17 protein-coding genes are annotated in these 17,985 nt (G+C 36.7%); 16 read left to right on the top strand and 1 reads right to left on the bottom strand.

Going from position 1 to position 17,985, the window contains the following annotated elements; translation table 11 throughout:
* Window positions 1-149 precede the first annotated feature (149 nt).
* Complete coding sequence (holA, locus tag BK577_RS07800; RefSeq protein WP_078432396.1) at window positions 150-1,172, top strand: DNA polymerase III subunit delta; 1,023 nt, start codon at window positions 150-152, stop codon at window positions 1,170-1,172.
* A gap of 92 nt (window positions 1,173-1,264) precedes the next feature.
* Here holA and rpsT read toward each other — a convergent pair whose 3' ends face one another.
* Window positions 1,265-1,531: a 30S ribosomal protein S20 gene (rpsT, locus tag BK577_RS07795; RefSeq protein ID WP_078432395.1), complete on the bottom strand. Its 267-nt coding sequence runs from the start codon at window positions 1,529-1,531 to the stop codon at window positions 1,265-1,267.
* 259 nt (window positions 1,532-1,790) lie between these two features.
* Between rpsT and gpr the strand changes: the two genes are divergently transcribed.
* The 15 genes from gpr to BK577_RS07720 all read left to right on the top strand — a co-directional run bounded on the left by gpr (window position 1,791) and on the right by BK577_RS07720 (window position 17,833).
* Window positions 1,791-2,900: a GPR endopeptidase gene (gene gpr / locus BK577_RS07790; RefSeq protein WP_078432394.1), complete on the top strand. Its 1,110-nt coding sequence runs from the start codon at window positions 1,791-1,793 to the stop codon at window positions 2,898-2,900.
* A gap of 66 nt (window positions 2,901-2,966) precedes the next feature.
* On the top strand, window positions 2,967-4,166 hold the full coding sequence (spoIIP, locus tag BK577_RS07785) for a stage II sporulation protein P (RefSeq protein WP_078432393.1): 1,200 nt from the start codon (window positions 2,967-2,969) through the stop codon (window positions 4,164-4,166).
* A gap of 21 nt (window positions 4,167-4,187) precedes the next feature.
* Entirely contained in the window at window positions 4,188-4,529 is a 342-nt protein-coding gene (locus BK577_RS07780) for a YqxA family protein (protein ID WP_078432392.1), read from the top strand.
* A 365-nt stretch (window positions 4,530-4,894) separates the two neighbouring features.
* Window positions 4,895-6,718, top strand: a complete 1,824-nt coding sequence (lepA, locus tag BK577_RS07775) for a translation elongation factor 4 (RefSeq protein WP_078432391.1) — start codon at window positions 4,895-4,897, stop codon at window positions 6,716-6,718.
* A 106-nt stretch (window positions 6,719-6,824) separates the two neighbouring features.
* Entirely contained in the window at window positions 6,825-7,961 is a 1,137-nt protein-coding gene (hemW, locus tag BK577_RS07770; RefSeq protein WP_245823491.1) for a radical SAM family heme chaperone HemW, read from the top strand.
* A gap of 111 nt (window positions 7,962-8,072) precedes the next feature.
* A complete protein-coding gene (hrcA, locus tag BK577_RS07765) occupies window positions 8,073-9,104 on the top strand; it encodes a heat-inducible transcriptional repressor HrcA (RefSeq protein WP_078432389.1) in 1,032 nt (343 codons plus the stop codon).
* A 103-nt stretch (window positions 9,105-9,207) separates the two neighbouring features.
* Complete coding sequence (grpE, locus tag BK577_RS07760; protein WP_078432388.1) at window positions 9,208-9,789, top strand: nucleotide exchange factor GrpE; 582 nt, start codon at window positions 9,208-9,210, stop codon at window positions 9,787-9,789.
* Between the two features lie 30 nt (window positions 9,790-9,819).
* Window positions 9,820-11,652 carry a molecular chaperone DnaK gene (gene dnaK, locus BK577_RS07755; RefSeq protein WP_078432387.1) on the top strand — a complete coding sequence of 611 codons (1,833 nt, stop codon included), beginning with the start codon at window positions 9,820-9,822 and terminating at the stop codon, window positions 11,650-11,652.
* Window positions 11,653-11,901: 249 nt separating this feature from the next.
* A complete protein-coding gene (gene dnaJ, locus BK577_RS07750) occupies window positions 11,902-13,023 on the top strand; it encodes a molecular chaperone DnaJ (RefSeq protein ID WP_026558694.1) in 1,122 nt (373 codons plus the stop codon).
* 42 nt (window positions 13,024-13,065) lie between these two features.
* Entirely contained in the window at window positions 13,066-14,004 is a 939-nt protein-coding gene (prmA, locus tag BK577_RS07745; RefSeq protein WP_078432386.1) for a 50S ribosomal protein L11 methyltransferase, read from the top strand.
* A gap of 18 nt (window positions 14,005-14,022) precedes the next feature.
* On the top strand, window positions 14,023-14,778 hold the full coding sequence (locus tag BK577_RS07740) for a 16S rRNA (uracil(1498)-N(3))-methyltransferase (RefSeq protein ID WP_078432385.1): 756 nt from the start codon (window positions 14,023-14,025) through the stop codon (window positions 14,776-14,778).
* A 6-nt stretch (window positions 14,779-14,784) separates the two neighbouring features.
* Entirely contained in the window at window positions 14,785-16,146 is a 1,362-nt protein-coding gene (mtaB, locus tag BK577_RS07735) for a tRNA (N(6)-L-threonylcarbamoyladenosine(37)-C(2))-methylthiotransferase MtaB (protein ID WP_078432384.1), read from the top strand.
* Between the two features lie 164 nt (window positions 16,147-16,310).
* Entirely contained in the window at window positions 16,311-16,979 is a 669-nt protein-coding gene (gene deoC / locus BK577_RS07730) for a deoxyribose-phosphate aldolase (RefSeq protein ID WP_180321204.1), read from the top strand.
* A gap of 219 nt (window positions 16,980-17,198) precedes the next feature.
* A complete protein-coding gene (gene rpsU, locus BK577_RS07725; RefSeq protein ID WP_015595024.1) occupies window positions 17,199-17,372 on the top strand; it encodes a 30S ribosomal protein S21 in 174 nt (57 codons plus the stop codon).
* Window positions 17,373-17,386: 14 nt separating this feature from the next.
* Complete coding sequence (locus tag BK577_RS07720) at window positions 17,387-17,833, top strand: GatB/YqeY domain-containing protein (protein ID WP_078432382.1); 447 nt, start codon at window positions 17,387-17,389, stop codon at window positions 17,831-17,833.
* The last annotated feature ends 152 nt before the right edge of the window (window positions 17,834-17,985 follow it).

The following is a 17,985-nucleotide window of genomic DNA, read 5'->3' as shown; positions in this document are numbered from 1 at the left end:
AGGGGATCTGAGCTGCAATCTCAGGTCCCTTACAATTATTTTATAAAAAAAAGCCTGGTAAATGCAAATAGAGTTTCCTTTTCATACTTGCCAAAGTGATGGTTTCATTTTACGATAAGTGAAGTGAAATGAACGATTGGAGAATAAAGATGATTTTTGATGTATGGAAGGATATCCAGAATAAAAAATTAACCCCCGTATATTTACTTTTAGGAGAAGAGGCTTTTTTAATGCAAGAAACATTGCGCTATATAGTTCAAGCTTCTTTACTTGAAGAGGAAAAAGATTTTAATTTATCTATGTATGACATGGAGGATACGGCAATTGAAACAGCCATTGAGGATGCGGAAACTCTGCCATTTATGGGAGAGCGCCGTGTTGTGGTAATAAAAAATCCTGTGTTTTTAACAAGTGAAAAAAAGAAGGAAAAAGTGGAACATCGTATTGAAAAACTTGAACAGTATTTACATTCACCTGCCCCATATACAGTTGTCGTATTTGTTGCGCCATATGAAAAATTAGATGAGCGGAAAAAGATTACAAAGCTGTTAAAAAAGCAAGCGACAGTACTTGAAATGAAGTCACTATCAGATGCGGATACAATAAAGTGGATGGTAAATGTTGCTAGGGAAACGCAAGTTGAACTAGAAGGAGATGCCGTTAATCAGCTGCTTTTATTAACAGCAGGGGATCTAATGGTTATTCATCAAGAGTTACAAAAGCTCAGTACATATGTGGGAGAAGGTGGAATCGTTACAGTTGATACAGTTAATCTTCTTGTCGCCAGGACACTTGAGCAAAATATATTTGACTTAATTGATCATGTTATTCATAAAAGAAGCAAACATGCTTTGCAAATATTCTATGACCTATTAAAAAACAATGAAGAACCAATTAAAATTCTATCTCTATTAGTTAATCAATTTCGCCTGATTTTACAGGTCAAGGAATTGTCTACTGTAGGATATGGTCAGCAGCAGATTGCAACAACTGTAAAAGTACATCCTTTCAGAGTCAAGCTTGCCTTACAACAAGCCAAGCTATTTCAAACCGAAGAATTGGCCAAGATATTAATGGAGTTAGCTGAGGCAGATTACGAAATGAAGACAGGGAAAAAAGATAAACAGCTACTAATAGAGCTATTTTTATTAAAATTGTTTAATGAAAAATAACAAAAAACGATCCAAACCGGATCGTTTTTTTTTGTTTGAGAAAGATTTGATAGCAGGGACTCTAAAAGCTCCTGCGTATTTTTCTCTTAAAATTATGCAGTTAATCCGTTAACACTTTTTGCTAAACGTGATTTGTAACGAGCAGCAGTGTTTTTGTGTACTAAACCGCTTTGTGCAGCTTTATCAATTTTGCTGTTTGCTTCAACTAGTGCAGTTTTTGCATTATCAGCATCATTGTTTAAAACTAGTGCATCTACTTTTTTAATAGCAGAACGCATTGCTGATTTGATAGCAGAGTTATGTGCATTACGCTCATTGCTAGTTTTTACGCGTTTGATTGCAGATTTAATATTTGGCATATCTTTCACCTCCTAAGAAGTAAATCGAGATCTATATTACTCGACCATTTCCTTTACATGAACAAAAGATATTCTATCAAACAGCTACCCATATTGCAATACTAATGTAAAGGAAAATACATTGAAAGCCATTAAAATTTATTTCATTTTGGATTCAAGTGGAATTTCTCCTTCCATTTTGAACAAAAATTAGAGAATGTTTCCGTGTATAAATGGCAAGGCTATAAAGTAGGAATAATGAAATGGGAGGTAATGAAAAATGGATAAGTCACTTGATTTAAGTAAATATTCGGTTCGAACAGACTTGGCAGTTGAAGCAAGGGCGATGGCACTTGAGCAGACAGAGGTTGAAAATACATCAAATATAAGCGGTGTTATTATAAAAGAGTGGGAGGAAGAGGGAGTAGGTCTTTCCTCATTGGAAATAGATGAACAGGGTTCTGAAATTGTTGGAAAAAAAGCAGGGAAATATTTAACGCTAGAAGTTCAAGGGATAAGACAAAAAGACACAGAGCTTCAAGAAAAAGTCATTGAAGTTTTTGCAAAACATTTCAGTCAGTTTATATCTGATTTAAATATACCTAAAGATGCAAGCTGTTTAGTCGTTGGACTCGGTAATTGGAATGTAACACCAGATGCTCTTGGTCCTCTTGCAGTAGAAAACCTTCTAATTACAAGACATTTATTTAAGCTTCAACCCGAGAATATTGAAGAAGGGTTCAGGCCGGTTAGTGCTATAGCGCCAGGTGTTATGGGATTAACAGGTATTGAAACAAGTGACATTATTTCCGGTGTAATCGAGCAGTCAAAACCGGATTTTGTTATTGCTATTGATGCGTTGGCTGCTAGATCAATAGAACGTGTAAATACGACTATTCAAATCTCAGATACAGGTATCCACCCCGGGTCAGGAGTTGGGAATAAACGAAAGGCATTAAGTAAAGAAACATTCGGCATCCCTGTTATTGCTATCGGGATCCCGACAGTAGTAGACGCTGTATCCATAACAAGTGATACGATCGATTATATTTTAAAGCATTTCGGTCGAGAAATGAACGAAGGTAACAGGCCGTCAAGATCATTAACACCGGCAGGAATGAATTTTGGCGAACGCCGTGTGTTAACAGATGAGGATTTACCAAGTGATGAACATCGCCAACAATTTTTGGGTATTGTGGGGGGGTTGGAGGATGATGAGAAGCGCAAGCTCATTCACGAAGTGCTTGCACCTCTGGGACATAATTTAATGGTAACACCTAAAGAGGTGGATACATTTATTGATGACATGGCAAATGTTATTGCAAGTGGCTTAAACTCAGCCCTTCATCAACAAGTGGATCAGAGTAATTCAGGCGGTTATACCCATTAACACGTTGTTCTACTTTCTTATGCTTGTACATACATTTTAGTAGACAAGCATAAGGAGGATATAAGAATGAAGCGTACTACTACTAGTCGCAATATGATTGTTACCTTAAATGGGACAAGCATAAAAAAGGGAATCGTCATAAGCTTCATTGTTTTGGTCATAACCTTTTTACTTTCCGGTATTTTAACATCGTTAAAGCCGGAATACCGATTAACTTCTTCATCTATTCATGATTTAACAAAACACATTGATAGTGAGGCATTCTTGCAATTGTTAGGAGCGGAAAACCGTTATTTTGTTTCTGCTATGCCGGAAAAAGCCGAGCCAATAAAACTTTCCTCTATTATGTTTAAAGTGGCAACAAGCATTAACCCTGATGATCCGCGAAGCCTTTTAGGACGGGAGTTACCGGGTTTTTCTCTCTTTGACAGTGAAATTGTTGTTGCCGGAGATGGGACGAACTATACAAATATGCCATATGAATCACCACCACCAACAGAAGTATTACTTCAAGAAAGAGAAGCGTCAATTGATAAAAATGATGTTGTCAATGCTGATGATGGTGAACCTAAAACTCCTCCGGCATTAACAACAGGTGACAAAAAAGTAGTGTACATTTACAACACGCATAATACGGAGTCATACCTTCCTCTTTTAGAGGGTGAAGACGATCCAAATCGGGCCATTCATTCCAAGGCTAATGTAACAATGGTTAGTGAACTATTAGGAAAAGCCCTTAAAGAAGAAGGAATTGGAAGTCAAGTGGAAACAACCGATATTCAAGACAATTTGAAGCAAAAAGGTTGGAACTATGCCAAGTCTTATACAGCTTCTCGTCCAATAGTTCAAAGTGCAATGGCGAGTAATCAGGACCTAACGTATATGATTGACATTCACCGTGATTCACAAAGGAAGGATGTCACAACCATAAAAATTGGGGACAAATCGTACGCGAAGCTTGCATTTGTTATAGGTGGAGACAATCCAACAGCGGAAAAAAATGAACAGCTGGCAAAAGATCTTCATGATTTACTGCAAGAAAAATATCCAGGTTTAAGTAGAGGTATTTTTGAACAAGGTGGTAAAGGCTACAACGGAGTTTATAATCAAGATTTATCAAATAATGCCATGCTTCTTGAATTTGGAGGTGTGGATAATAACATCGACGAATTGAAAAATACAATTGCAGCAGTGGCAGATGTTTTTAGTGAATACTATTGGCAAGCAGAAAAGGTGAATGGGGAAACTTCTTCTGAAAAAAAGTAAACTTATTGTGAGGGAAGCAAGATGGTGAAATTTATGTTAAAATGCATTGTTCTTTGTTCTGTTCTGCTTTTTGGAGTACTTATAGGGATGCAACAAGCTAATCAAGGGATGATTAAAATGAAGGGCTACAATGATCCTGATTTTCAAGGTGCTTTCCAAATTGATAGTAATGAAACTGGTGACGTAGAAGCTTCAATCCTGGGGAATGAGGTTACAAGCCAAGACCTTCAAAAAAAACAAGAACAGTTAGAACAAATTGAAGCTTTTAATATATTCTCTCAATTAGGTAAACAATTTGCCAATATTGTTAGCAGTGGTGTATCATCTTTGCTTAAAATAGTAACAGAGTTAATGGATGGATGAATCATAAAAGCAAAAATTAATGAAAAAGCTGTCAAAAGAGTACATTATATACTGTATCTTTTGACAGTTTTTTATTGTTTGGAACTCAATATTCTTTCTTATCTACTGTAAATAGTTGCTTTCAATGGCCAGTTTCCCTCGATTTTGCAACTTTGTCTGGAATTTTGCAATGTACAGCAGAATTTTGCAGGTTATATATTTTTCTTGCAACTTTCCTGGCTTTTTTGCAACCAATATATACAGAATCATTTCTTGATGGAATAAACTTTGTTCAATGCACGTTTATTATCCATTGAATGTTGATTTGCCAGTTGATATAATGAGAAATAGTGTATTTGTAAGCTATGTAGGAGTGAAGTCATAATATGAACAGAGAAGAAAAATTAAATAGGCAATCGAAAATACGGAATTTTTCGATCATTGCCCATATTGATCATGGTAAATCAACTCTAGCAGATCGTATTTTAGAAAAAACATCTGCATTAACTCAGCGTGAAATGAAGAATCAATTATTAGATTCTATGGATTTGGAAAGAGAACGTGGAATTACAATAAAATTAAATGCTGTTCAATTGAAATATAAAGCGAAAGATGGAGAGGAATACACCTTCCATTTAATTGATACACCAGGACATGTCGACTTTACATACGAGGTTTCACGAAGCCTTGCAGCATGTGAAGGAGCGATCCTTGTTGTAGACGCAGCTCAAGGAATTGAAGCACAAACATTGGCAAACGTGTATTTAGCTCTTGATAATGATTTAGAAATATTACCTGTTATTAATAAAATCGATCTACCAAGTGCTGATCCAGAACGTGTTCGTCAAGAGGTTGAGGATGTAATCGGCCTAGACGCTTCAGAAGCAGTATTAGCTTCTGCTAAGGCTGGTATTGGAATTGAAGAAATTCTGGAGCAAGTAGTTGAGAAAGTTCCTGCACCACAGGGGGATCCTGAAGGACCATTAAAAGCTTTGATTTTTGACTCTTTATATGATGCTTACCGCGGAGTAGTTGCCTATATCCGTGTCGTAGAAGGAACGGTTAAAGTGGGTCAAAAGATTAGGATGATGGCTACAGGTAAAGAATTTGAAGTAACTGAAGTAGGGGTATTTAATCCAAAGCCTGTACAGTTAAAAGAATTAAATGTCGGGGACGTAGGTTTTTTAACAGCAGCTATTAAAAATGTCGGAGATACTCGTGTCGGTGATACGATTACAAATGCAAAAAATGGGGCAACTCAGGCACTTCCGGGTTATCGTAAGCTTAATCCTATGGTTTTCTGTGGTCTATATCCAATCGATACGGCAAAATATAATGATTTACGCGAAGCTTTAGAAAAACTTGAGTTAAACGACTCTTCTCTTCAATTTGAGCCAGAGACATCACAAGCCTTAGGGTTTGGGTTCCGTTGCGGGTTCCTGGGATTACTACACATGGAGATAATCCAGGAGCGAATTGAACGTGAATTCAAAATTGACTTAATTACAACTGCTCCGAGTGTTATCTATGATGTTCATTTAACAGATGGGGAGACAATTAGAGTAGATAACCCTTCTAACATGCCAGACCCTCAAAAAATAGACCATATTGAAGAGCCTTATGTAAAGGCGGCAATTATGGTTCCGAACGATTATGTCGGTGCAGTTATGGAACTTTGCCAGAAAAAACGCGGGAACTTTATCGACATGCAATACTTGGATGAAAATCGTGTGAGCATAAATTACGAGATTCCGTTGTCAGAAATTGTGTATGATTTCTTTGATCAATTAAAATCAAACACGAAGGGGTATGCTTCATTTGATTATGAATTAATAGGGTATAAGACATCAACATTGGTGAAGATGGATATTCTGTTAAATGCTGAAAAAATAGATGCTCTTTCATTTATTGTTCATCGTGATTCAGCATACGACCGTGGAAAGATGATTGTTGAAAAACTAAAGGAACTAATTCCACGTCAACAATTCGAAGTACCAATTCAAGCAGCAATTGGTCAAAAAATTGTGGCTAGGTCCACAATAAAAGCTATGCGTAAAAACGTACTTGCAAAATGTTACGGTGGAGATATTTCCCGTAAACGTAAGCTCTTAGAAAAGCAAAAAGAAGGTAAAAAACGTATGAAGCAAGTCGGTTCAGTAGAAGTGCCGCAGGAAGCATTTATGGCAGTACTACGAATGGATGAAAGCTGATCTTTTTCATCAAAAAGTAGCCTGTGCTATACTTGATACCATTAAACTGAAATAAACTGATGCCGCAGCGATGTCTGCGGCTTCTTAATTAGAAGGTGAAATAATGATTCAATCAGCTTACATTCACATCCCCTTTTGTCATCATATATGTCACTATTGTGACTTTAATAAAGTATTCTTTAAACAACAGCCTGTTGATGAATATATTGAAATGGTCATTAAAGAGATGCATCATAGAAGTGAAATTAGCCGGGAACACCCTCTTAAGACAATATTTATAGGTGGAGGAACACCAACAGCATTATCAGCAAAACAGTTAGATCGGCTATTTGAAGGAATTACAAGTGAATTACTTCCTGAAAATCAGCTTGTAGAGTTTGCAGTTGAAGCAAATCCCGGAGAGTTAACAGAAGAGAAGTTGTCCGTATTAAAAAATGCCGGTGTAAATCGTTTAAGTATAGGAGTTCAGAGCTTTGATGATGAGTTATTAAAGAAAATTGGGCGTGTTCATCGAACGGAAGATGTGTTTAGAACGGTCCATCAGGCTGAAAAGGCAGGCTTTGATAATATAAGTTTAGATCTCATGTATGCTCTTCCCGGCCAAACGGTAGAGCAGTTTAAGAAAACTCTTGAAACAGCTTTTACGTTAAATGTTAAACACTATTCAGCTTATTCCTTAATTATTGAACCTAAAACTGTATTCTATAATCTTATGCAAAAGGGGAGATTATCATTGCCGCCTCAAGAGCAGGAAGCGATTATGTACGAGCTGGCAATGGAAGAAATGGAGAAACAGGGATTCAAACAATATGAAATTAGTAATTATGCGATACCGGGCTATGAAAGTAACCACAATATCACATATTGGAATAATGAGTACTATTATGGTTTTGGAGCCGGCGCACATGGCTATGAAGATGGGATTAGAACATCAAATGTCGGACCTGTTAAAAAATATATGGAAAATGTGCTTGAACTAGGATCTGCTTTTCAATCTCAACATCAAGTGAGTATGGAAGAGGCAATGGAAGAGGAAATGTTTTTAGGACTCCGCAAAGTTGAAGGTGTTTATAAGGAAAGGTTTTTTGGGAAATTTGATTTAACACTAGAAAGTAAGTTTGGAGAACAAATTAAGCAATTAGTTCATAAAGGATTATTAGTTGATACTGAAAAGTCTATTTTCTTAACACGAAAAGGTAAATTATTGGGTAATGAAGTATTTCAAGAGTTCTTGATCTCATAAATCTGGATAAAAATTCATGTATTTATTAATTGACAATTTATTTTGGTTTTGATAACTTTTTATATATATTTAGCACTCACTCTTAAAGAGTGCTAACAGAGGTGATGAATAATGCTTACAGATCGCCAATTGTTAATCCTTCAAGTAATAATTGATGATTTTATTCATTCAGCTCAGCCTGTAGGTTCTCGATCATTAGCGAAAAAAGACGATATAACGTTTAGCTCGGCTACTATAAGGAACGAGATGGCTGACTTAGAGGACCTTGGATTTATTGAAAAAACCCATAGTTCTTCTGGACGTGTTCCTTCTGAGAAGGGATATCGCTATTATGTGGACCATTTATTATCTCCACAGAGATTAACGAAAACAGAAGTATCACAAATTAAATCAATTTATGCTGAGAAAATATTTGAACTAGAAAAGGTTGTTCAAAAATCAGCGCAAATTTTGTCGGAATTGACAAATTATACATCGATTGTACTCGGGCCTAAAGTGAATGAAAATCGCTTAAAAAGGTTACAAATAGTCCCGATAAATCATGATACAGCGGTAGCTATCATTGTGACAAATACCGGTCATGTTGAAAATCGAACCATTACATTTCCAGGATCACTTGACCCTGGTGATATTGAAAAAATGGTCAATATTTTAAATGAAAGATTAGTCGGGGTTCCTCTAGTTGAGCTGCAGAATAAAATTTTCAAAGAAGTTGTCACAGTTCTTAAAGATCATATTGAAAACTATGATATGCTATTAAGGATCATGGCTGGATCATTAAAGTTAGACTCAGTTGAAAAGATTTATTTTGGCGGTAAGACTAATATGCTAAGCCAACCCGAGTTTTCAGATATCGGCAGAATTAGGTCGTTATTAACGATGATTGAACATGAAAAAGAATTATATGGTCTATTAAAAAGCAACAACACGGGAATAACAATTAAAATCGGTAAAGAGAATGATAATTCCGCAATGGAAAATTGTAGCTTGATAACAGCAACATATTCTCTAGGAGAAAATCAATTCGGTACAATTGCTGTATTAGGTCCGACAAGAATGGAGTATTCACGAGTGATCAGCTTATTAACAAGAATGACCCGTGACCTTTCTAAAACCCTTACCGAATTGTATCACGAAAGATAAGCTTGGTTATATTGATATATGGATGGGATATACTCTATTCCATCCGATTCCTATGCATATAAATCATATGATATAACGATTTCTTTAAGGGAGGTGAAACATCGTGTCAAATGAGAAAAACGTTGCAGAACAAGAAGAAACAGTAGATACACAAGACACTGAAGAAGTCGAAGTTGAAGTAGTTGATGCAGAAGATGTTACTGTTGAAGAAGCTGAAGAAACTGCTGATGAAACAACTGCAAAAATTGCTGAATTACAAGCGAAGCTTGACGAAACAGAAAATAAAATGCTTCGAAATCAAGCTGATTTCGATAACTTTAGACGCCGCACTCGCTTAGATCAGGAAGCTGCTCAAAAGTATCGTGCTCAAAGTATTGTCTCTGACATTTTACCTGCTCTTGATAACTTTGAAAGAGCGTTACAAATAGAAGCTGATAATGAACAAACAAAATCATTATTACAAGGTATGAATATGGTTTACAATCAGTTAGTTCAAGCCCTTCAAAATGAAGGTGTAGAAACAATTAAATCTGTTGGTGAACCATTTGATCCACATCTGCATCAAGCAGTTATGCAAGTTGAAGATGACAACTTTGAATCCAACACTGTAGTAGATGAACTACAAAAAGGCTACAAACTCAAGGATCGGGTCATACGACCTGCAATGGTAAAAGTAAATCAATAAAAAAACTTACATATTAGGAGGTTCTATTCAATGAGTAAAATTATCGGTATCGACTTAGGTACAACAAACTCATGTGTCGCAGTTTTAGAAGGCGGAGAACCGAAAGTAATTCCAAACCCAGAAGGAAACCGTACAACACCTTCTGTAGTTGCTTTCAAAAACGGTGAACGTCAAGTTGGTGAGGTTGCAAAGCGTCAAGCTATCACTAACCCAAATACAATTATCTCTATTAAACGTCATATGGGTACTGATCACAAAGTAGAGGTTGAAGGTAAAAACTTTACACCTCAAGAACTTTCAGCGATCATTCTTCAACACTTAAAATCATATGCTGAAGAGTATTTAGGTGAGCCAGTTACAAAAGCAGTTATTACTGTTCCGGCATATTTCAATGATGCTGAGCGTCAAGCTACAAAAGATGCCGGTAAGATTGCCGGTTTAGAAGTTGAGCGTATTATCAACGAACCAACAGCAGCAGCGCTAGCATATGGCTTAGATAAAACAGATGAAGATCAAACGATTCTTGTTTATGACTTAGGTGGCGGAACATTTGACGTATCTGTACTTGAACTTGGTGATGGTGTATTCGAAGTACGCTCTACTGCTGGGGACAACCGTCTAGGTGGAGATGACTTTGACCAAGTTATTATTGACTACTTAGTTGCTGAATTCAAAAAAGAAAACGGCATTGACCTTTCTAAAGATAAAATGGCATTACAACGTTTAAAAGATGCAGCTGAAAAGGCGAAAAAAGATCTTTCAGGTGTAACATCAACTCAAATCTCATTACCATTTATTACAGCTGGAGAAGCTGGACCGCTTCACTTAGAAGTAAGCCTATCTCGTGCGAAATTTGATGAACTATCATCTGATTTAGTAGAAAGAACAATGGGACCTGTTCGTCAAGCACTAAGTGATGCAGATCTTTCAGCAAATGAAATTGATAAAGTTATCCTTGTTGGTGGTTCTACTCGTATTCCTGCTGTACAAGAAGCAATTAAAAAAGCATTAGGAAAAGAACCGCATAAAGGTGTAAACCCTGATGAAGTTGTTGCACTTGGTGCATCAATTCAAGGTGGAGTTATTACTGGAGACGTTAAAGATGTTGTATTACTTGACGTTACTCCACTTTCACTTGGTATTGAAACAATGGGTAGTGTATTTACAAAGCTTATTGAACGTAATACAACCATCCCAACAAGTAAATCACAAGTGTTCTCAACAGCAGCTGATAACCAAACAGCAGTAGATATTCACGTACTACAAGGTGAACGTCCAATGGCAGCTGACAACAAAACATTAGGTCGCTTCCAATTAACTGATATTCCACCAGCACCACGTGGTGTGCCACAAATTGAAGTATCCTTTGATATTGATAAAAATGGTATCGTAAATGTTCGTGCGAAAGATTTAGGTACAAACAAAGAGCAAGCCATTACGATTAAATCAAACACTGGATTATCAGATGATGAAATCGACCGTATGGTAAAAGAAGCGGAAGAAAACGCTGATGCTGATAAAGCGCGTAAAGAAGAAGTGGAACTTCGTAATGAAGCAGATCAATTAGTCTTCCAAACAGAGAAAACGTTAAAAGATCTTGAAGGAAAAGTAGACGAAGCTGAAGTAGCAAAAGCGAATGAAGCGAAGGATGCTTTAAAATCAGCGATTGAAAGTAATAACTTAGAAGAAATTAAAGCGAAAAAAGAAGCTCTTCAAACTATCGTACAGGAGCTTTCAGTGAAGCTTTATGAACAAGCTCAGCAAGCAGCAGGTGCGCAGCAACAAGGCGGAGATGCAGGCAGCAAAGCTGATGATGTTGTAGATGCTGAATTTGAAGAAGTAAATGATGACGACAAAAAATAAGTCAATCTAAGGTAAAAAGTCAAAGTCAGGGTGCGTCTTGACTTTGACTTTTTTTTGCACGATCAGAAAATATAAAAATGTTATGGATGATCGTATATGAAAAACGAAGGCTTCCCCATTATGACCTGGTGACAAGCCGGATTTTTTTATTAAAATGAAAAGCATTATATGTATAGATAATTATGTTGCTTTTCATCTCTTTTGAGTGATACAATTTACCTTATGTGAGAAAATCGGGAGTGAGAAATTATGAGCAAGCGTGATTACTATGAAGTCCTCGGGTTAAGTAAGAACGCGAGTAAGGATGAGATAAAAAAAGCTTATCGAAAGCTTTCAAAAACATATCATCCGGACATTAACAAAGAAGCTGATGCTGATGCAAAATTCAAAGAAATTACGGAAGCTTATGAAACATTAAGTGATGATCAAAAGAAAGCTCATTATGATCAATTCGGTCATACTGATCCGAACCAAGGTTTCGGTGGCGGTGCCGGATTTGGTGGAGACGGCTTTGGATTTGAAGATATTTTCAGCTCAATCTTTGGTGGCGGAACTCGTAGAAGAGACCCAAATGCACCAAGACAAGGTGCCGACCTGCAATATACAATGACATTGGATTTTGATGAGGCTGTATTCGGTAAAGAAACAACAATTGAAATTCCTAGAGAAGAAACTTGTGAAACATGTGATGGGTCAGGCGCTCAAAAGGGAACAAAACCGGAAACATGTACACATTGTGGTGGTAGCGGGCAACAAAGCGTTGAACAAAATACACCATTTGGCCGTATAGTAAATCGCCGTGTTTGTCACCACTGTGAAGGTACAGGGAAAATGATCAAACATAAATGTGGAACTTGCCGTGGAACCGGAAAGGTGAAAAAACGGAAGAAAATTTCAGTGAAAATTCCTGCAGGTGTAGATGATGGTCAGCAATTACGTGTTTCTGCACAAGGAGAACCAGGTGTAAATGGTGGACCTCCAGGTGACCTTTATGTCGTGTTCAACGTAAGAGATCATGAATTCTTTGAAAGAGATGGCGATGATATCTATTGTGAAATGCCATTAACGTTTGCGCAGGCAGCACTTGGGGATGAAATCCAGGTACCGACATTGCATGGAAAAGTGAAATTAAAAGTACCAGCAGGAACACAGACTGGTAAGAAATTCCGTTTATCTGGGAAAGGTGTGCCAAATGTAAGAGGGTATGGTCAGGGAGATCAATACGTTATTTTACGTGTATTAACGCCGACAAACTTAACTGAAAAGCAAAAAGATCTTTTAAGAGAATTTGCGGACATAAGCGGTTCAAAGCCTGATGAACATGAAGAAAGTTTTTTTGATAAAGTAAAAAGAGCCTTTAAAGGTGATTAAATTACGAAATTTTTTAATGGTTTAGGATTGGAGTTGGTAGATATGAAATGGTCAGAATTAAGTGTTCATACAACACAAGAAGCAGTTGAACCTATTTCAAATATCCTGCATGAGGCTGGAGCGAGTGGTGTAGTCATTGAGGATCTTGCAGATTTAATGAAAGAACGTAGTACCGCACTAGGTGAAATCTACCAACTCGATCCAACCGATTATCCTGAAGAGGGCGTTGTTGTAAAAGCCTATTTACCCGTGAATAGCTTTCTTGGGGAAACTGTTGATGCAATTAAAGCCGGTATCAACAATCTATTGTTATATGATATTGATCTGGGAAGAAATCATATTACAATAAGTGAGGTAAATGAAGAGGAATGGGCGACGGCATGGAAAAAATATTATCATCCCGTAAAGATTTCTGAAAAGTTTACCATTGTTCCAACATGGGAAATATATGAGCCGGTAAGTTCTGATGAACTGATCATTGAGCTTGATCCGGGAATGGCATTCGGAACAGGTACACATCCTACAACGGTTTTATGTATTCAAGCATTAGAACGTACCGTACAAAAGGAAGACACGATCATTGATGTCGGTACAGGGTCTGGTGTGTTAAGTATTGCAGCTGGATTACTAGGTGCTAAACAAATTGAAGCGTATGATTTAGATCAAGTAGCTGTTGAGAGCGCAAAACTGAATGTGAAGCTAAATAAGGTTCAAAACGTTGTAAATGTTTCACAAAAAAACTTACTAGATGGTGTTGAAGGACCAGTTGACTTAGTAGTGTCAAATATATTAGCTGAAATTATTGTTCGTTTCATAGACAAAGCTTATGATGTATTAAAAGATAACGGAACGTTCATCACGTCCGGAATTATTCAAAATAAAAAACAGGAAGTAAAAGAAGCCCTAATAAATGCAGGCTTTGTCATTGAAGAAACAATGGTCATGGAAGACTGGGTAGCGTTTATAGCAAAAAAGAAGTAAGGAAAGAAGGCGTTTCTTTTGCAACGGTACTTTATTAAAGAAGATAAAACTAATATTGAGACAACTATCTATGTTAATGGTGATGATGTCCATCATATTTTGCGGGTCTTGCGTATGCAAGCAGGCGATAAGATTATATGCTGTACGAAGGATGGTTTTGAAGCTCTCTGTGAAATTGTTGAAATTACCAATGACCAGGTTCAATGTTTTGTATTAGAATGGATGACAGTGAATCGTGAATTACCTGTATCTATATCCATTGCGAGCGGGTTGCCTAAAGGGGATAAGCTTGAATGGATCATTCAGAAAGGCACCGAATTAGGTGCTTCTTCATTTATCCCTTTTAATGCTGCTCGTTCAATTGTGAAGCTTGAAGCAAAGAAAATCGGGAAAAAGCTTGAGCGTTGGAATAAGATTGCAAAGGAAGCTTCTGAACAGTCATACCGCAATAAAATACCTGAGGTTTTAGAGCCTTGTGATTTCCAACATATTATAGAGTTAGCAAAAAGCTATGATGTGAAGGTCGTAGCTTATGAAGAGTCGGCAAAGCAAGGTGAAAAGAAAAATCTTGCTAAAGCTTTCGAAAAATTAGAAGAAGGCAGTTCACTTCTGGTTGTATTTGGACCTGAAGGCGGGCTAACAGAGAAGGAAATTGAAAGATTAGAGCAAACTGGTTTTTATATATGCAGTTTTGGACCAAGAATTTTAAGAACGGAAACAGCGCCATTATATTTATTATCTGCTGTTTCTTATTATTTCGAACTATCGAGGTGATAAATAATGCCTACAGTAGCATTTCATACATTAGGTTGCAAGGTAAATCATTATGAAACAGAAGCCATTTGGCAGCTATTTAAAGAAGCTGGCTATGAGCGGACAGAATACGAACGAGTTGCAGATGTATATGTCATTAATACGTGTACAGTAACAAACACAGGTGATAAAAAAAGTCGACAAGTTATTCGACGTGCGATTAGAAAAAATCCTGATGGTGTTATTTGTGTAACAGGATGCTATGCCCAGACTTCACCTGCTGAAATTATGGCGATACCAGGTGTAGATATTGTTGTAGGAACTCAAGATCGTGTAAAAATGCTTGAGTATATAGAACAATTTAAAAAAGAAAGACAGCCGATTAACGGTGTTAGAAATATCATGAAGACACGTGTATATGAAGAACTTGATGTACCATCTTTTACTGATCGTACAAGAGCTTCATTAAAGATACAGGAAGGATGTAATAATTTTTGTACTTTCTGTATTATTCCGTGGGCTCGTGGGTTAATGCGTTCACGTGATCCGAAAGAGGTTGTTGCACAAGCTCAGCAGCTAGTTAACGCTGGATATAAAGAGATCGTACTAACAGGAATTCATACAGGGGGCTATGGTGAAGATTTAAAAGATTATAATCTTGCTATGCTATTAAGAGATTTAGATGAACAAGTAGAAGGACTGAAACGTATTCGTATTTCTTCTATTGAAGCGAGTCAGATTTCAGATGAAGTTATTGAGGTCCTTAAGAAATCAGACAAGGTTGTACGTCATTTGCACATCCCAATTCAGTCTGGATCTGACACAGTATTAAAGCGTATGCGCAGAAAATATACAATGGAGTTTTTTGCGGAACGTTTAGATCGCTTAAAAGAAGCATTGCCGGGCTTAGCCATAACATCTGATGTTATTGTTGGGTTCCCAGGTGAAACAGAAGAAGAATTTATGGAAACTTATAACTTCATAAAAAAATACAAGTTCTCTGAGCTCCATGTTTTTCCTTATTCCAAGCGTACAGGAACACCTGCTGCTCGCATGGATGATCAAATAGATGAAGAAATTAAAAATAACCGTGTTCATCGATTAATTGAACTTTCTAACCAACTTGCGAAGGAATATTCTTCACAATTTGAAAATGAAGTGTTAGAGGTTATTCCTGAAGAAAGATATAAAGAAGAGCAAAACGAAGATTTATATGTAGGTTATACAGATAACTACTTGAAGGTTGTATTACCTGCAAATGAAGAAATGGTTGGAAAAATTGTTAAAGTGAAAATTACGAAAGCCGGGTACCCCTACAATGAGGGTCAGTTTGTAAAAGTAATGGAAGATATTCACAAACCAACTGAAAAAGTACGATTAACATCATGATTTCAAAAGGGTCAGCATAAAAAATGCTGGCCCTTTTGAAATATATAATGATAATGTGATAAAAAGCAGTGATGGAGTACAAATTAATTTTGTACTCGTTTTTATACAGAATAAATGTTAAGATGTAAGAGGTCGGACAACTATTAATAAGGAGACGATACATAATGTCTAAAATAGCGAATATGATTGACCATACAGCCTTGAAAGCAGATACAACCAGAGATGTTATTGAAAAGCTTTGTCAGGAAGCAACTGAGTATAAATTTGCATCCGTTTGCGTAAACCCGACATGGGTTGAAACAGCTGCTCAGTTACTAAAGAATTCAGAAGTTAAGGTTTGCACAGTGATTGGATTTCCACTAGGGGCAAACACACCTGAAACAAAAGCGTTTGAAACAAAGGATGCCATTGAAAAAGGTGCAACAGAAGTGGATATGGTCATTAATATCGGAGCACTAAAGGATAAAAACGATGATCTTATTCTAAAAGACATAAAAGCAGTTGTTGACGCTGCAAATGGGAAAGCGTTAACGAAGGTTATTATTGAAACTAGTTTGCTTACTGAAGAAGAAAAAGTTAGAGCTTGTGAACTTTCTGTAAAAGCAGGAGCAGACTTTGTGAAAACTTCGACAGGCTTTTCAACAGGTGGCGCTACTGTAGAGGATATTTCACTAATGAGAAAAACAGTAGGTCCTACAATAGGTGTAAAGGCTTCAGGAGGAGTAAGAGATACAGAAGGTGCAGAGGCACTTATAAAAGCTGGTGCAACACGAATAGGAGCAAGCTCTGGAGTAGCCATTATAAAAGGAGAAGCTTCAACATCAGATTACTAATTTAAATCTGATAACATCTGGTCAATTTGTACAATCAAACAATTTTAATCTGCATAAAATAAACTTAACATTTAAACTTATTCAGAAACCAAGATCTTTTTATGATATGAGTTGACCTGTATTATTCATTATATTATAATGTCAAAGTACATGTTTATCTATAGACATGTTTTTATTTACAAGATGTCGATTGGTTGTATTCGGAGGGAGGGAAAGAGAATGTCAAAAACGGTCGTTCGTAAAAACGAGTCGCTTGAAGATGCTCTTCGTCGTTTCAAACGTACTGTATCAAAAAGTGGTACAATACAAGAAGCTAGAAAGCGCGAATTCTATGAAAAGCCTAGCGTAAAGCGTAAGAAAAAGTCTGAAGCAGCTAGAAAGCGCAAATTCTAAAAGAGGGTGTACGTATGAGTCTTCTTGATCGGTTGAATCAAGACATGAAACAAGCGATGAAAAACAAAGAAAAAGACAAATTAGTTGTTATTCGTATGGTCAAGGCTGCTTTACAAAATGAAGCAATTAAACTTGGCAATAACGAATTGTCTGCTGAAGAAGAATTGACGGTTCTTTCTCGCGAACTTAAACAACGAAAAGACTCCCTCCAGGAATTCAAAAATGCTGATCGTTTGGACTTAGTTGAAAAAACACAAGCAGAAATCGATATACTTGTCGATTATATGCCTGAGCAGCTTTCCGAGGAAGAAGTTTCTGAAATTGTAAAAAAGACTATTTCAGAAGTAAATGCTACTTCTAAAGCCGACATGGGGAAAGTCATGGGAGCACTTATGCCCAAAGTAAAAGGTAAAGCAGACGGAAGTCTTGTTAATAAGCTTGTGCAACAACAGCTATCATAAATGAGTAAAACACCTTGCCTTAGCAAGGTGTTTTTACTATCTGCAAAAGTAAACAAACTAATATAAGAAAAAGACTAATAAGAAGTGAGATAACGTATACATAAAATTATTGAAACCTTTTGCACTTACATTCGTATTACTATTATCTGATT

Source organism: Metabacillus halosaccharovorans (assembly GCF_002019635.1).
Classification (GTDB): domain Bacteria; phylum Bacillota; class Bacilli; order Bacillales; family Bacillaceae; genus Metabacillus; species Metabacillus halosaccharovorans.
This window is presented reverse-complemented; position numbering and strand designations above follow the sequence as displayed.

Excerpts from the sequence above, each read along its gene's own strand:
- holA (WP_078432396.1), top strand. The coding sequence starts at position 150 with ATGATTTTTGATGTATGGAAGGATATCCAGAATAAAAAATTAACCCCC.
- rpsT (WP_078432395.1), bottom strand. The coding sequence starts at position 1,531 with ATGCCAAATATTAAATCTGCAATCAAACGCGTAAAAACTAGCAATGAG.
- gpr (WP_078432394.1), top strand. The coding sequence starts at position 1,791 with ATGGATAAGTCACTTGATTTAAGTAAATATTCGGTTCGAACAGACTTG.
- spoIIP (WP_078432393.1), top strand. The coding sequence starts at position 2,967 with ATGAAGCGTACTACTACTAGTCGCAATATGATTGTTACCTTAAATGGG.
- BK577_RS07780 (WP_078432392.1), top strand. The coding sequence starts at position 4,188 with ATGGTGAAATTTATGTTAAAATGCATTGTTCTTTGTTCTGTTCTGCTT.
- lepA (WP_078432391.1), top strand. The coding sequence starts at position 4,895 with ATGAACAGAGAAGAAAAATTAAATAGGCAATCGAAAATACGGAATTTT.
- hrcA (WP_078432389.1), top strand. The coding sequence starts at position 8,073 with ATGCTTACAGATCGCCAATTGTTAATCCTTCAAGTAATAATTGATGAT.
- dnaK (WP_078432387.1), top strand. The coding sequence starts at position 9,820 with ATGAGTAAAATTATCGGTATCGACTTAGGTACAACAAACTCATGTGTC.
- dnaJ (WP_026558694.1), top strand. The coding sequence starts at position 11,902 with ATGAGCAAGCGTGATTACTATGAAGTCCTCGGGTTAAGTAAGAACGCG.
- prmA (WP_078432386.1), top strand. The coding sequence starts at position 13,066 with ATGAAATGGTCAGAATTAAGTGTTCATACAACACAAGAAGCAGTTGAA.
- mtaB (WP_078432384.1), top strand. The coding sequence starts at position 14,785 with ATGCCTACAGTAGCATTTCATACATTAGGTTGCAAGGTAAATCATTAT.
- deoC (WP_180321204.1), top strand. The coding sequence starts at position 16,311 with ATGTCTAAAATAGCGAATATGATTGACCATACAGCCTTGAAAGCAGAT.
- rpsU (WP_015595024.1), top strand. The coding sequence starts at position 17,199 with ATGTCAAAAACGGTCGTTCGTAAAAACGAGTCGCTTGAAGATGCTCTT.
- BK577_RS07720 (WP_078432382.1), top strand. The coding sequence starts at position 17,387 with ATGAGTCTTCTTGATCGGTTGAATCAAGACATGAAACAAGCGATGAAA.